General features: G+C 36.3%; 18 protein-coding genes and 1 riboswitch. Of the genes, 6 read left to right on the top strand and 12 right to left on the bottom strand.

Going from position 1 to position 12,836, the window contains the following annotated elements; all coding sequences use genetic code 11:
• The 11 genes from ABZA26_RS01170 to hpt (ABZA26_RS01220) form a co-directional block, all read right to left on the bottom strand.
• A partial coding sequence (locus ABZA26_RS01170) for a hypothetical protein (protein WP_372712686.1) occupies positions 1–301 on the bottom strand: 301 nt, incomplete at its 3' end.
• A 53-nt stretch (positions 302–354) separates the two neighbouring features.
• Positions 355–918, bottom strand: a complete 564-nt coding sequence (locus ABZA26_RS01175) for an RNA methyltransferase (RefSeq protein ID WP_372712687.1) — start codon at positions 916–918, stop codon at positions 355–357.
• A gap of 9 nt (positions 919–927) precedes the next feature.
• On the bottom strand, positions 928–1,449 hold the full coding sequence (locus tag ABZA26_RS01180) for a gamma carbonic anhydrase family protein (protein ID WP_372712688.1): 522 nt from the start codon (positions 1,447–1,449) through the stop codon (positions 928–930).
• A gap of 46 nt (positions 1,450–1,495) precedes the next feature.
• Positions 1,496–2,218 (bottom strand): tRNA (guanosine(37)-N1)-methyltransferase TrmD, encoded by a 723-nt coding sequence (gene trmD / locus ABZA26_RS01185; protein WP_372712689.1) that lies wholly within the window; start codon positions 2,216–2,218, stop codon positions 1,496–1,498.
• Positions 2,219–2,223: 5 nt separating this feature from the next.
• On the bottom strand, positions 2,224–2,739 hold the full coding sequence (gene rimM, locus ABZA26_RS01190) for a ribosome maturation factor RimM (RefSeq protein ID WP_372712690.1): 516 nt from the start codon (positions 2,737–2,739) through the stop codon (positions 2,224–2,226).
• Between the two features lie 17 nt (positions 2,740–2,756).
• Positions 2,757–2,996 carry a KH domain-containing protein gene (locus tag ABZA26_RS01195; protein WP_013387772.1) on the bottom strand — a complete coding sequence of 80 codons (240 nt, stop codon included), beginning with the start codon at positions 2,994–2,996 and terminating at the stop codon, positions 2,757–2,759.
• Positions 2,996–3,430 (bottom strand): acyl-CoA thioesterase, encoded by a 435-nt coding sequence (locus tag ABZA26_RS01200; protein WP_372712691.1) that lies wholly within the window; start codon positions 3,428–3,430, stop codon positions 2,996–2,998. Before ABZA26_RS01200 ends, ABZA26_RS01195 begins: the two co-directional genes overlap by 1 nt.
• Positions 3,402–3,641, bottom strand: a complete 240-nt coding sequence (locus ABZA26_RS01205; protein ID WP_372712692.1) for a DUF4911 domain-containing protein — start codon at positions 3,639–3,641, stop codon at positions 3,402–3,404. Before ABZA26_RS01205 ends, ABZA26_RS01200 begins: the two co-directional genes overlap by 29 nt.
• A gap of 55 nt (positions 3,642–3,696) precedes the next feature.
• Positions 3,697–4,488, bottom strand: a complete 792-nt coding sequence (rsmA, locus tag ABZA26_RS01210) for a 16S rRNA (adenine(1518)-N(6)/adenine(1519)-N(6))-dimethyltransferase RsmA (protein ID WP_372712693.1) — start codon at positions 4,486–4,488, stop codon at positions 3,697–3,699.
• Between the two features lie 12 nt (positions 4,489–4,500).
• Positions 4,501–5,037, bottom strand: a complete 537-nt coding sequence (gene hpt / locus ABZA26_RS01215; protein ID WP_372712694.1) for a hypoxanthine phosphoribosyltransferase — start codon at positions 5,035–5,037, stop codon at positions 4,501–4,503.
• Positions 5,038–5,082: 45 nt separating this feature from the next.
• Positions 5,083–5,634: a hypoxanthine phosphoribosyltransferase gene (hpt, locus tag ABZA26_RS01220; protein WP_372712695.1), complete on the bottom strand. Its 552-nt coding sequence runs from the start codon at positions 5,632–5,634 to the stop codon at positions 5,083–5,085.
• 146 nt (positions 5,635–5,780) lie between these two features.
• Between hpt (ABZA26_RS01220) and ABZA26_RS01225 the strand changes: the two genes are divergently transcribed.
• From ABZA26_RS01225 to ABZA26_RS01245, 5 genes are read left to right on the top strand one after another with little or no spacing between them, the layout of a single operon-like run.
• Positions 5,781–6,485, top strand: coding sequence for a PASTA domain-containing protein (locus ABZA26_RS01225; RefSeq protein ID WP_372712696.1), 705 nt, complete (start codon positions 5,781–5,783; stop codon positions 6,483–6,485).
• Positions 6,486–6,512: 27 nt separating this feature from the next.
• Positions 6,513–7,376 (top strand): ribosome small subunit-dependent GTPase A, encoded by an 864-nt coding sequence (gene rsgA, locus ABZA26_RS01230; RefSeq protein ID WP_372712703.1) that lies wholly within the window; start codon positions 6,513–6,515, stop codon positions 7,374–7,376.
• On the top strand, positions 7,373–8,002 hold the full coding sequence (gene rpe / locus ABZA26_RS01235) for a ribulose-phosphate 3-epimerase (protein ID WP_372712697.1): 630 nt from the start codon (positions 7,373–7,375) through the stop codon (positions 8,000–8,002). The genes rsgA and rpe overlap by 4 nt, the downstream gene beginning before the upstream one ends.
• 9 nt (positions 8,003–8,011) lie before the next feature.
• The gene (locus ABZA26_RS01240) at positions 8,012–8,680 is read left to right on the top strand and encodes a MarR family winged helix-turn-helix transcriptional regulator (RefSeq protein ID WP_372712698.1); all 669 of its coding nucleotides are present in this window, start codon (positions 8,012–8,014) and stop codon (positions 8,678–8,680) included.
• A 49-nt stretch (positions 8,681–8,729) separates the two neighbouring features.
• Positions 8,730–10,349 (top strand): NFACT family protein, encoded by a 1,620-nt coding sequence (locus ABZA26_RS01245; RefSeq protein ID WP_372712699.1) that lies wholly within the window; start codon positions 8,730–8,732, stop codon positions 10,347–10,349.
• Positions 10,350–10,553: 204 nt separating this feature from the next.
• On the opposite strand, the gene ABZA26_RS01250 is transcribed toward ABZA26_RS01245, so the two are convergent.
• Complete coding sequence (locus ABZA26_RS01250) at positions 10,554–10,991, bottom strand: DUF1499 domain-containing protein (protein WP_372712700.1); 438 nt, start codon at positions 10,989–10,991, stop codon at positions 10,554–10,556.
• A 475-nt stretch (positions 10,992–11,466) separates the two neighbouring features.
• Positions 11,467–11,586, top strand: a riboswitch (molybdenum cofactor riboswitch).
• A gap of 7 nt (positions 11,587–11,593) precedes the next feature.
• Here ABZA26_RS01250 and ABZA26_RS01255 point away from each other — a divergent pair.
• A partial coding sequence (locus ABZA26_RS01255; protein ID WP_372712701.1) for an aldehyde ferredoxin oxidoreductase N-terminal domain-containing protein occupies positions 11,594–12,836 on the top strand: 1,243 nt, incomplete at its 3' end.

Genomic DNA, 12,836 nt, shown 5'->3' on the forward strand with positions numbered 1-12,836 from the left:
CATTTTTTCTCTTTATCTCCCGGATGATCCTCTCTATAATCTCTTTCAAGTCCTCTTTGGTGATCTCTTTATTTAAAAATTCCAATTCAAAATGAAGGTCGGCATCTTCACCGAATTTATTGGCCAGAGCATCTTCAAGGATGTCTAATTCCTTTAAACTCGAAGTAGTTGATACAAGGCAGTTTAACTCTATTTTTTTCTCTCTCTCGTATACCACTATCTCTGTTATATCGATATTCTTTATACCAATAGATTCAAATATATTGTTACGAGGTTTTATTTTAACTTTATTTTTATACACATCACATCATACCCTTTCATTAGAAAAAAGGAGCCCTCTATGGCTCCTGTGTTTTAATTTTCTCCCAGCAGCCTGTCTAAAATAATTGAAACAGCCGATCTTACTGAAAGATGGTTATATTTTGTATTTCCTCTGATGGGTTCTAAAATATATTTAGATGAATTCATAACTTCTTCTGTCAGACCCCATCCTGTACCAAAAAGCAGCAGGTAGACATTGTCATCATCCATTATCTCTTGAGAGAGATCTTCGTATGATATGGAGTTTGGATAAATCTTAGCCGATGTAGTTATTATCAGAGGTTTTTTCCCCTCTTCTTTCTCGATTAACTCAATGGTTTTTTCTACAGATTCACTTACACAGGTAGATGAGAAAGCTTCTTCTCTGTCTTTGTTGTGATTGGCACCGAAGCCATCCTGCCAGTATCCTAATATTCTGTTTGTGAGCTCTTTTTGAGCATCCAAAGGAACAATTATATGGTAACCCTTTACGTCATAGGTTTTACATGTTCTTGAGATGTCATGTATATCAAAGTTTGTAACAGAAGTACACACAACTTCTGATTTTTTATTATAAACCGGATAGTGTACAAGTCCTAAATATATCTTATCTCTCATTATCTCTCCTTACTTGATTCTTTCAAGCTGTGTTAGGTAAATTTCTATATCATCAGTATATATTTTTTTAGTTTTTCCAAGAGATTCTATGTTCTCTTGAGAAAGTTTTCTGGCTATCCTGGCTGGATTTCCCACCACGAGATCGCCCTCTTCTATTTTCAGTTTCGGACCAACTACAGATCCTGCAGCCACAAGGCAGTTTTTAGGAATAACTACTTTGTTCAAAAGGACTGCTCCCATCCCGATAAGACTATTGTCTCCTATTTTACATCCGTGGATTATAGCATTATGACCTATAGTGACTCCGTTTCCTATTTCTACAGGAGTGTCATAATCTACATGGAGGGTAACATTATCCTGGACATTGCTGTCATCACCTATAATTATAGGTGCCAGGTCTCCTCTCATTACGGCATTGAACCATATGCTTACATTGTTCCCTGTTCTTACATCTCCTATAACTGTAGCATTCTCGGCAATAAAGTTATTTTCTCCAATTGCTGGCACAAGATCTCTTAATTTATAAATCATAACTTTCCTCCTAAAATATTCCAAAATATAAAAGAGAACACAATTTTTATTTTTTACAAAGTTCCTCTTCTATCTCTTTCATGAGTTTTTTTTCAAGTTTTGTAAACTCCCTGCCTTTTAAAATATCAGGTCTTCTGAGAAGAGTTCTTTTGAGGCTCTCTTTCAGCCTCCATTCATCTATTTTTTTATGATGCCCAGAGAGTAACACCTCTGGGACATTTTTCCCTCTATACTCTGCAGGTCTTGTATAATGAGGATGGTCTAAGAGTCCCTTGAAAAAAGAGTCATTCTCATAAGAGTCCTTTTTTATAACCCCGGGGATAAGCCTTGCTATGGCATCAGCGATTACCATGGCAGGAAGCTCTCCACCAGTAAGAACAAAATCCCCTATAGATATTTCCAAGTCTACTTTTTCTTCTACCACTCTTTCGTCTATTCCTTCATAGTGCCCTGCTATTATTGTAATCTCTTTTTCTTCAGAGAGATCTATGGCCATTTTCTGATCAAATCTCTTTCCCTGAGGAGATGTATAGATCACTTTTCCTGTTGTATTTTCAAGAGCCCTGAAAAGAGGCTCTGGTTTGAGTACCATTCCTGCTCCCCCTCCGAAAGGAAGATCGTCAGCCTGATTATGCTTGTCATGACAGAAAGTTCTTATATCCACCACATTTATCTCGAGAAATTCTCCCTCTATGGCTCTCCTTATGATACTCTCGCTTTTAAAACCGTTAAACATCTCTGGAAAAAGAGTTAGTATATTAATTTTCAATGCTTTTACTCCTTTTCTGGCTTCATTCCGTCGATAAGTTTTACTGTTATTTTTCTGCTTTCAAAATCGATCTTTTTTACAAATTCCTCTATAGCCGGGATCATTATCTCCTCTGCACCTTCATTTACAATATATATTTCATGGGCAGGAGTTTCGAAAACATCAGTCACTTTTCCTAGGAATTCTCCGTCTGTTTCTATTACTTCCATACCTATAACGTCACTCATCAGGTATTCATCTTCTCCTATACCGATAAGATCTCTTTTTATGAGAACCATAGATCCTGCAAGAGCTGCAGCATCTATTTTATTGGTTATCTCTTCAAATTCTAAAACAGCTTTGTTTCCTATCATGAATCCAGCTGAGGTCACTGTAAGGACCTTTTTTAATCCCGCTGGAGTTTCGACAATTACTTTATTTCCTATAAGAAGCTCGATATCATCCATATGGGAGACTACTTTTACAGCACCCTTTAGGTGGTGAGTTCCAGAAATTTTAGCAACATTCAATAGATCTGACATCTATACCCCCTGATAATTTAGTCTAAGAATTCTACATTTACATTTAATTTATCTTTTACCCCTGCTGCCTGCATTACTCCTCTTATGGCATTTGCAGTAAGTCCGTTCTTTCCTATTACTTTTCCCAGCTCTCCGTCGGCTACACTTACTCTGAAAGTAACAGTATCGTCAAGAAGCTCATATGTTATCCTTATATCCGTTTCAGTTTTTACCATCTGTGATACCACGTAGTAAAGAAGTTTTTCCAATTTTTCCATTATTTTACCTCCCTGATAATATTGAGAAATCCATCGTCTATTCTTTTCGGTTTTCCGTCTTTTCCTGTGAATATATTTGTAGATTTTCCTCTGGCATATATCTTTTCACCAGATTCGTCCGTTATATCATATATGAATTCTACTTTTATTTTTGTGATACAGTTTGCCTGGGCATTTATCCTTACCACATCATCATACTCCACGGGAAGAAAATATTCAATACCTATATCTTTTACAGGGAGAAATACCCCTATACCCTCGAGTTCTTTGTATGAGATTCCTTTGCTTCTCAGCCACTCTGTCCTGCCTTTTTCCATCCAGTTGACAAAATTCCCGTGATAGACTCTGCCCATCTGGTCTGTTTCGTTGTAGTATACCCTGTGGAGAGTCGCTGCCTGATTTACCTTACAGCTCACCTTTCCATGGCCCTTCATCTGTTATTTTAGCCGTTACCCCACGGCTGTCTAGATCTTCTAGCACCTCTCTGACAAACTCTTTAAAATCGTCTGTAGAGATTATCTTTATAAGTCCTAGTGAAGCATCTAGGGTTCTTACTACCCCTATACCTTCATAGGCCTCAATAATCTTGTTTATAAAATCGATATGCTTTTTTTCGCTGTCGACAAAAAACTCATAACTCTGCATAGAGACACTCCTTTTCATATTTAAAACAACAAGCGATCCCAAAGGGACCACTTGCTTATTTTTCAAATACTCTGATCAAATTCATAAACTCATCTATCGAAAGGGTCTCAGCCCTTCTTTTCCCGTCAATATCTACTTCTTCTAGTTTTTCTCTTACCATATCTTTGGAAATTCCCAGAGTTGAGATGTTATTCAGAAGGTTCTTCCTCTTGTTAGAAAAAGAAGCCTTTACATACTTAAAGAAAGTTTCCTCTGGAATCTCCTCTATACGAGAGTTGTCCTTTCTCAGTTTTATGGACATAAATGCTGAGTCCACCTTAGGCACAGGCTGGAAAAATTCCTTTGGGATTGTGAAAAGATATTCAGCATCTCCAAAATATTCCACTGCAAGGGTAAGAGTGCTTCTCTCTTTTCCTGACTTGGCACAGATTCTCTCTGCCACTTCTTTTTGCACCATTATATAGATCTCATCTACGTACTTTCTGTTTTCGATAAGTTTATTTATTATAGGAGAGGTAATGTAGTATGGTATATTCGCCACGACTTTTACCTTCTCACCTATCTGCTTATCAAAGTCTACAGTTAGGACATCCTGCATAATTAAGTTGAATTTCGGATTTTTATCAAATTTTTTAACCAGTATTTTTTCTAAATCTCTGTCTATCTCTACACAGTTTACCTTACTGGATGTTTCTAAGAGCAGCTCAGTGAGAGCTCCTTCTCCGGGACCGATCTCTAAGACTACGTCACTCTCTTCCACACCAGAGACTTCCATTATTTTTTTCAGCACCTCACTCTGATTAGTGAGGAAATTTTGACCAAACTTTTTTTTATGCTTAAAAGACATATCTCCTCCGTCCTAATCTAACAGGGTTACCTTACCAATGTACGGAAGATTTCTGTAAAACTCTGCATAATCAATCCCGTAACCTACTACAAATTCATTTGGAATCTCAAAACCTACATAATCAACAAAGACCTCTGCCTTTCTTCTGTACGGCTTGTCCAATAGTGTGCATATTTTTACTGATGCAGCTCCCTTGGATAAGAGAAACTTTTTTACATAATTGAGAGTAAGTCCGGAATCGATAATGTCCTCTATGATTACAATATCTTTTCCTTCTACATCTTCATCTACATCTTTTATGATTTTTACCACACCAGATGTTTCCATGCTGCTTCCATAGCTAGAAACACTCATAAAATCCATCTTTACAGGGTGATCGATCCTCTGTACAAGGTCTGCCATGAAAATCGCAGAACCTTTTAAAAGTCCTATACATATGACTTCATTGTCACTGTCCTTTATATCTTTCTCTATAAGGGCACCTAGTTCTATGACTTTTCTTTTTATCTCTTCTCTCGGTATCATTACCTCAATTTTGTGTTTTTTCATTTTATACTACACCTCAAACTTCTTCCATTGAATTCTTAAATCAGATTAATCTAGCGGTCCCATTACTGCTACATAAGGGATGTTTCTGTACTCCTGTTTAAAATCGAGACCATATCCTAGTACAAATTCATCTTCGATGTTAAATCCAACATACTGAACTTCCACATCTGCTTCTCTTCTTATCTCTTTATTTAGAAGAGTGCACAGGGATACCGATGCCGGTGATCTGCTTCCCAAAAGCTTTAGAACTTTCTTTAGTGTAAGCCCTGAGTCAATTATATCTTCTACTACAATTACATGTTTTCCCATGATCTTTTCATCAAGGTCCTTTACGATCTTTACCTCTCTAGAGCTTTCAAAATCATCTCCGTAGCTAGAGACACTCATAAAATCCATTTTGATAGGAAGTTTTATCTCTCTGCAGATATCTGCCATAAACATAATAGATCCCTTGAGCAGGCAAACAATTATTAGATCTTCCTCTTTATCTTTAAAATCCTCTGTAATTTGAGCACCTAATTCTTTCACTCTCTGAGCGATTTGCCCCTCTGTATACAACTTCCTAGAAATTCCTTCATCCCAAGGTTTTTTTGACAACTAAATTACCTCCTAAAGTAAAAAAATCATAAACCCATTCTAACACTTCACACAGGAATTATCAAGTAGTTATTGCTATTTGGACTTCTATATGTTATGATTTCAGTAAAGTTTTCTGCTTGATTTTTGACCATACAGGAGGAATAATGAATAAAAGAGGATTTTATATTTCGTCAGGTTTGATGCTTATAGCGATCCTATTCTTTTCAGGAAGTATTTTCATAAAATTTTACTTTAATGAGTTCCTGATTGTCACTCCAGACCTTGCAAATTTTAGTGTTGCTGAAGCTGAAAAAATATTTTCAAAAAACTCCATAGAAATAAAAAAAATGGGGGAAGATTATTCCCAGTATGACAAGGATAAGATCTTTTCTCAGAAACCTGAACCCGGGGAAGTTATAAAAAAAGGAAGAGTCATAAGAGTGTGGACCAGCCGTGGACAGGACAAAATAATCGTTCCTGATTTTAACGGGATGGATCTTTCTGATGCTAAGGCCTCAGCTGAAAGACTCGGACTCATAGTAAAAAATATATCCTATGCACAAAAAAATGCAGTGTATAACCAGGTGATCTCTTCAGATCCAGGTGCAGGGAGCATTGTCTACCGAAACAAAGAAGTCTCTTTTCTTGTGGACATGAAAAAGATAGGGGCTAAGGTGAGAATGCCGGACCTTATAGGGGTGGATCTCTCTACGGGGAAACGAATGCTCAAGTCTAAAAATCTGATAGTTGGAAAAATAGATTATATACAAAACAGCGAGTTAGAAAGCGGAATTATAGTAGACAGCGGAATCCAGCCAGGTATAATGACATTTGAGGGAACCGTCGTAGACATAATAATCAATAAATAGAGGTGAACTATTATAAAAGGCATAGTCATTACAAAAATGCAGGGATTCTATTATGTAGAAACCCAAGGACAGATTCATGAGTGTCGTCTGAGAGGAATACTCAAAAAAACCGACAGAAAAGATAACTGTATTGTAGGAGATGTAGTGGAGTTTTCAGAAGACCACTCTATTACCAAGGTCTTTGAGAGGAAAAATATAATCCACAGACCACTAGTGGCCAACATAGATTATATTGTAATACAATTCTCTGCCATAGATCCAAAACTAGATTATGAAAGAATAAATGTTTTGATACTGAATTCTTATTACTACAAGATAAAACCTTTAATTATTATAAATAAAATAGACCTTATAGAGGAAGAGGATATAGAGGAGATAAAAAACAATCTCCATTATCTGAAAGCTCTTGATATCGATCTTTTCTTTGTATCTACCACGGAAAATATAGGTATAGAGGAAGTGAGTTCTTATATCAAGGATCGTATCACTGCCTTTGGAGGTCCAAGTGGTGTAGGTAAATCAAGCATTCTAAATCTTCTGCAAAAAAGTGTCACCTTAAAAGTAGGAGAGACCAGCAGAAAGTTAAAAAGAGGAAAACATACAACAAGAGCTACGACTCTTCTTCATTTAAAAGAAGGAGGCTTTGTTATAGATACCCCTGGATTTTCCTCTGTGGATCTTCCGGAGATAAAAAATGTGCAGGAACTTATAGATCTTTTTCCTGAGTTTTCCGTCGATGAACAGTGCAGATTTTCCAACTGCATCCATGTAAATGAGCCTGGATGTGCTGTAAAGGATGCTGTTGAAAGAGGGGATATTTCAAAAGAAAGGTATGAGTTTTTCCTGAGATGTTATGAAAAATTAAAAACAGAAAGGTGGAATAAATTATGATAAAGATAGCTCCGTCGATTCTTTCAGCGGATTTTAGTAAATTGGGAGAGGAAATTACCTCTATAACTGAAGCTGGAGCTGATATGATACATATTGATGTTATGGATGGTATGTTTGTCCCTAACATATCCTTTGGACCTGTTGTAATAAAATCCATAAGAGATAAATCAAACCTGTGTTTTGATGTGCATCTTATGATAGAAAGTCCGGAAAGATATATCGATGAGTTTGTAAAGGCAGGTGCTGATCTAATCACTGTCCATGCTGAATCTACGACACATCTCCACAGAACTATACAGCAGATAAAAGCCCACGGAATAAAAGCCGCTGTGTCATTAAACCCTGCAACTTCTGTAGAATCTTTAAAATACGTTATCGATGAACTGGATATGGTTCTTCTCATGTCCGTAAATCCAGGTTTCGGTGGACAAAAGTTTATTCCTTCCACACTGGAGAAAATAAAAGAGGTAAGATCTATGAATGCAAACATAGATATCCAAGTGGATGGCGGTATCACAGATCAAACTGTAAAAGGTTGTATCGAAGCTGGAGCCAATGTCTTCGTAGCTGGTTCTTACGTTTTCTCTGGAAATTACAAGGAGAGAATAGAAAGTCTAAAAAAGTAGGTGAATTTTATGGTTTTAGAAAAGGTTAATATAGTTTTGGAAGATTTTTACAAGCTTTTTTATGAAACTGAAGATCTTGCTCTAAAACAGGGGATAAAATGTCTTACTCATACTGAACTTCATGTTATCGAAGCTATCGGAAGTGATTCATTAACGATGAATGAACTTTCTGACAGGCTGGGTATAACTATGGGTACAGCTACAGTGGCCATATCAAAACTTTCTGAAAAGGGCTTTATCAATAGAATGAGATCAGATCTTGACAGAAGAAAGGTTTTTGTATCCCTTTCCAGAAAGGGAGATGAGGCTCTAAATTACCACACAAACTACCATAACATGATCATGTCTAGTATAACTAAAAACATAGATTCCAAGGAAATTGAAGTTTTCGTAAATGTTTTCGAAAAGATTTTAAAAAACTTGAGAGAAAAAATAGATTATTTCAAACCAAATCCTATAACGGATTTCCCTAAAAATTATCTTGTAAGCATCATAGATATTAAGGGGACACCCATTATAAGAGCTTTTTTCAAGGATCACGGCGTAGAGATATATAGTATTATAAAAATAATTTCTAATAATCTTAAAACTATAACAGTGGAAAAAGAGGACGGCTCTCTTTTAGAGATCAATGCCTTAGATGCAAAAAATTTAATAGCGGTGAAAAAAGAATCATAACTTACCTTTCTGAGGTAAGTTCTTTTTTTTCTGAAAAGGAGATGATAAAATGCTTTATCTAGACGGCATATCGATAAATAAACTTAAAGATGAACTGTCTGAAGTTTTAACAGGGAGAAAGGTAACAAAGATTTTTCAGTACAGCAGACTTTCAACCTCGATTTTTTTCGGAAAGCTCAATCTGTTTATTTCATGCAACGCATCCCTTCCTGTATGTTATCTGAGAGATGAAAAGGAAAATGCTCCGGAAACTCCCATGAATTTTTCCCTGAATCTCAGAAAACATCTTTTAAACTCTATAATTACAGAGGTAGATCAGCTGGGATTTGACAGAATAATCGTGTTTAAATTTAAAAAACTGAATGAGCTTGGAGAATATAAGGAGTATAAGCTGTATTTTGAGATAATGGGTAAGCACAGTAATCTCATCCTTACAGAAAAGGATGGCGAGATTTTAGATCTCATGAAAAAGTTCTCATTAGAGGAAAATAAGCTGAGAGTCCTTCTTCCTGGAGCCAGGTATTCTCAGCCTGTAACTGAAAAAAAGATCTCACCAGCTGATATTTCAGAAGAAAGCCTGAAAGAGATGATGGGAAAACCAAAAGAACTTGTGACGGGTATAGAGGGGCTGGGAATGATTGCAGCCAGGGCATTGGAATCAGTATCTGATTTTCAGAAAGTACTTAGCAATAAAGGTACCCCTACAATTTATTATAACAACAGAAAAATAACTTTGGCTTCGGTTTTTGATGTCAAGAATACTCCTTTTGACAAAAAAGAGGAGTTTGAAACTATCAACGACATGATCAATTTCTATATAGAGGCTACAAAATCATCTGAGTCATACAACAATCTCTATTCTTCCCTTGTAAACGTTGTGGAAAAAGAGATCAAAAAAAATAAACGTACTCTTAAAATTTTGGAAAAAGAGATGGAAAAAAACAGAAAACATGAAAAGTCCAAAGAGGCGGGAGATATCTTAGCCGCAAATCTTTACTCCATAAAAAGAGGGCAGAGTGAAGTTGTGTTATTTGATTTTTACAATGACTGTAATGTGACGATAACTTTAAATCCAAATATTTCGCCCAAGGAAAATCTGGATAGGTATTATAAAAAGTACAATAAGCTGAAACGTGGCTTTGAGTTTAATCTGAAAAGATACGAAGAAGTAAAAAATGAGATTACCTATCTCCAAGGTGTAAAAAGTTTTTTAGAGGAAAGTACAAGCATGGAAAATCTACAAACTATCAGAGAGGAACTAGTGGCTGGAAAGTATGTAAAAGCTGTGAAAAGCCCGAAAAAGAAAAAGTCTGTACCTCTGAATTACGGAACTATTGAATTTAAAGGGTATCAGATTCTTTATGGAAGAAATAACCTTGAAAATGATAATCTTACCTTTAAGGTAGCTGACAGAAATGATATGTGGCTTCATTCCAAAGATGTTCCAGGAAGTCATGTGATAATACGTTGGAACGGAGAATTTACAGAAGAAATAATATTCAAGGGTGCAGAAATTGCAGCTTTTTATTCAAAAACACTTCCCGGAGAGAAGGTGCTCATAGACTACACTCTGAAAAAATACCTCAATAAACCAAGGGGTGGTAAACCTGGTTTTGTGACCTATAACAACCAGGAATCTATACTGGTTGTGAAACCGGAGTCTATATAAAAAAAAGGCACGGATTGTCTGTAATATTTATTTTTCAAATTATAAATGCTATAATGTAAGACTAAACATAAAAAATGGAGTAATGGCCTAGAATGGCTGTCACTCCATTTTTGTTTTTCTTCAAAAAATAGCCAGGCAGTAAGCAGACCATAGTTTGTTCTGTTATAATGAGACTCTGAATAAAATTTGGTTACACTAATAAAATCACGGCTTATTCTTGTAATACATTTCTGCCAGTGCATTATATCTTTTACGGTTTAAGCCCATATCTGAGTAACCTATTCTGCTCTGGGAACGGTAGTGAATAAGCTTGTTTTCAGCATCAAAATAAAACTCCACATCGTCTTGATATCTCATTATTCCAGTAATAAAAACCAAATATAAATAATCTTCAGATTCTTTCATAATCTTGTGTTTTCCATAACTATTACACGCCTCTTTGATTATTTCTTTTGCATCACTTACAGGGATGTCTAGCACTAGGGGGTCCACCTGTTTTTTCACCTGGTCTGTCTGGGAAGAAACACCATTGGGGGATGATTTTAACGGAGACAATTTTCCTGATTTTACTCCGAGATCTTTAGGGGCTGAGATACATCCAAATGTAAAAAATACTAAAATAATTCCTATCACATATTTCATAAAATCCTCCTCTTTCTTAATTTTTTATATATTAGGTTTAGTTTATAAGCTTAATATACTACTTATTGACTGAAAAGACCATAATAAATATAAAGTTTTAATTTTAGGAATCTTTATAGGAAAAAATAAAAACTCCGGGGATGATCTCTGCAAGAATCGGAGTTGTATACATATGTTTTTATATGAGATCTTTATTGATTTTAAAATATTTCTCCAGTAAGAGATTTTAAAAAGGAATTCAAATTATTAGGTGTATCTGTTTTATGAAGGCTTAATTTTATTTTTACTGAATAACCCTCATAAAAAACATTCCTTACAGGAAATATAGACACAACATAATTCCATTTTTTAAAAATAAAACTATATAGTAATATTGAGTAAGGAACGTTCTGTTTATGTTTAGAAAAATATTGGGCATTTTGTTATTGGAAACTCAGCATCTACAAATAAACTACATAAAAAAAATTATTTTTATATTAATAATAGTACTCCGAGTGTAAATTCCTAAGGAGAAACTCTAGGGGACTGCACCTTTGGGTAGACGGGGAAACCTTTCTGCCTCCCGTGCTTGGAAAGGAGCCAAAAAAAAGGAGGGATTTATTTTGAAAATTTGTCGTATCAACATGAAAGACAGATCCATCAGCTACGAAGAAGTAAAATCTGACTATCTGGCATTGGGAGGAAGAGGGCTGACATCTAGGATTATTTCTGATGAAGTGGATGCAACGTGCCACCCCCTTGGGAAAAACAACAAACTTGTTATTGCTCCGGGACTTCTTTCAGGGACAATGGCTCCAAGCTCAGGAAGGCTAAGTGTGGGAACTAAGAGTCCCCTAACCGGTGGGATAAAGGAATCAAATGCAGGTGGAACTGCTGCTCAGAGCTTGGCAAAACTTGGATATAAGGCTATAATAATAGAGGATAAGCCTGATGGAGAAGAGCTGAACCTTATAAAAATAACCAACGAGGGTATTTCTATAGAGGATGCCAGCTACCTTAAAATGAAAGGGAACTATGAAATCGGGGATATTTTGAGAGAAAAATATGGTAGCAAAACAACTGTTATGTCCATAGGGCAGGCTGGAGAGATGAAGCTTTCTGCGGCATCAATAGCTGTCACAGACACTGAAGGACATCCTACAAGACACTGTGGCCGTGGAGGTACAGGAGCTGTACTTGGTTCTAAAGGAATAAAAGCAATTCTTATAGACCCAGGGAAAACAAATGAGGTAAACTATCATGACAAGGAAGCCTTTATGAAAGCTTCCAGATCATTTGCAAAGATGATAATAGATCACCCTGTATCTGGTCAGGGACTTCCTACATACGGAACTGCAGTTCTAGTAAATATTCTGAATGAAGCGGGAGGTCTGCCAACAGACAATTTCAGAAACGGACGTTTTGAATTTGCTGAAGATATAAGCGGTGAAACTATGTATGAGCTCATAAACAAAAGGAAGGGAAATCCTACTCATGCATGCCACCCTGGATGTGTAATGAGATGTTCTCAGATATACAATGATAAAAACGGAGATTATCTTACCGGTGGGTTTGAATACGAGACCATATGGGCCTTTGGATCTCACTGCCACATAAAGAATCTTGATTCTATTGCCATGATGGACAGACTTTGTGATGACATTGGTATAGACACAATAGACACAGGGGTTGCCGTAGGGATTGCCATGGAAGGTAAGTATATAGAGCTAGGAGATGACAAGGCTGCCATTGAACTTGTCAAAGAAGTGGGTAAAGGTTCCCCTATAGGAAGAATTATAGGGAACGGGGCAGCATTTACAGGACAGGCCTTTGGGACAGAGAGGGTACCTGTGGTGAAGAAACAGG

It is taken from the genome of Ilyobacter sp., from assembly GCF_041583315.1.
Taxonomy (GTDB): domain Bacteria; phylum Fusobacteriota; class Fusobacteriia; order Fusobacteriales; family Fusobacteriaceae; genus Ilyobacter.

What these genes read in the sequence shown, in the direction of transcription:
- ABZA26_RS01175 (WP_372712687.1), bottom strand. Translation starts at nt 918, where the DNA reads ATGAGAGATAAGATATATTTAGGACTTGTACACTATCCGGTTTATAAT.
- ABZA26_RS01180 (WP_372712688.1), bottom strand. Translation starts at nt 1,449, where the DNA reads ATGATTTATAAATTAAGAGATCTTGTGCCAGCAATTGGAGAAAATAAC.
- rimM (WP_372712690.1), bottom strand. Translation starts at nt 2,739, where the DNA reads ATGTCAGATCTATTGAATGTTGCTAAAATTTCTGGAACTCACCACCTA.
- ABZA26_RS01195 (WP_013387772.1), bottom strand. Translation starts at nt 2,996, where the DNA reads ATGGAAAAATTGGAAAAACTTCTTTACTACGTGGTATCACAGATGGTA.
- ABZA26_RS01200 (WP_372712691.1), bottom strand. Translation starts at nt 3,430, where the DNA reads ATGAAGGGCCATGGAAAGGTGAGCTGTAAGGTAAATCAGGCAGCGACT.
- ABZA26_RS01205 (WP_372712692.1), bottom strand. Translation starts at nt 3,641, where the DNA reads ATGCAGAGTTATGAGTTTTTTGTCGACAGCGAAAAAAAGCATATCGAT.
- rsmA (WP_372712693.1), bottom strand. Translation starts at nt 4,488, where the DNA reads ATGTCTTTTAAGCATAAAAAAAAGTTTGGTCAAAATTTCCTCACTAAT.
- hpt (WP_372712694.1), bottom strand. Translation starts at nt 5,037, where the DNA reads ATGAAAAAACACAAAATTGAGGTAATGATACCGAGAGAAGAGATAAAA.
- ABZA26_RS01225 (WP_372712696.1), top strand. Translation starts at nt 5,781, where the DNA reads ATGAATAAAAGAGGATTTTATATTTCGTCAGGTTTGATGCTTATAGCG.
- rpe (WP_372712697.1), top strand. Translation starts at nt 7,373, where the DNA reads ATGATAAAGATAGCTCCGTCGATTCTTTCAGCGGATTTTAGTAAATTG.
- ABZA26_RS01240 (WP_372712698.1), top strand. Translation starts at nt 8,012, where the DNA reads ATGGTTTTAGAAAAGGTTAATATAGTTTTGGAAGATTTTTACAAGCTT.
- ABZA26_RS01245 (WP_372712699.1), top strand. Translation starts at nt 8,730, where the DNA reads ATGCTTTATCTAGACGGCATATCGATAAATAAACTTAAAGATGAACTG.
- ABZA26_RS01250 (WP_372712700.1), bottom strand. Translation starts at nt 10,991, where the DNA reads ATGAAATATGTGATAGGAATTATTTTAGTATTTTTTACATTTGGATGT.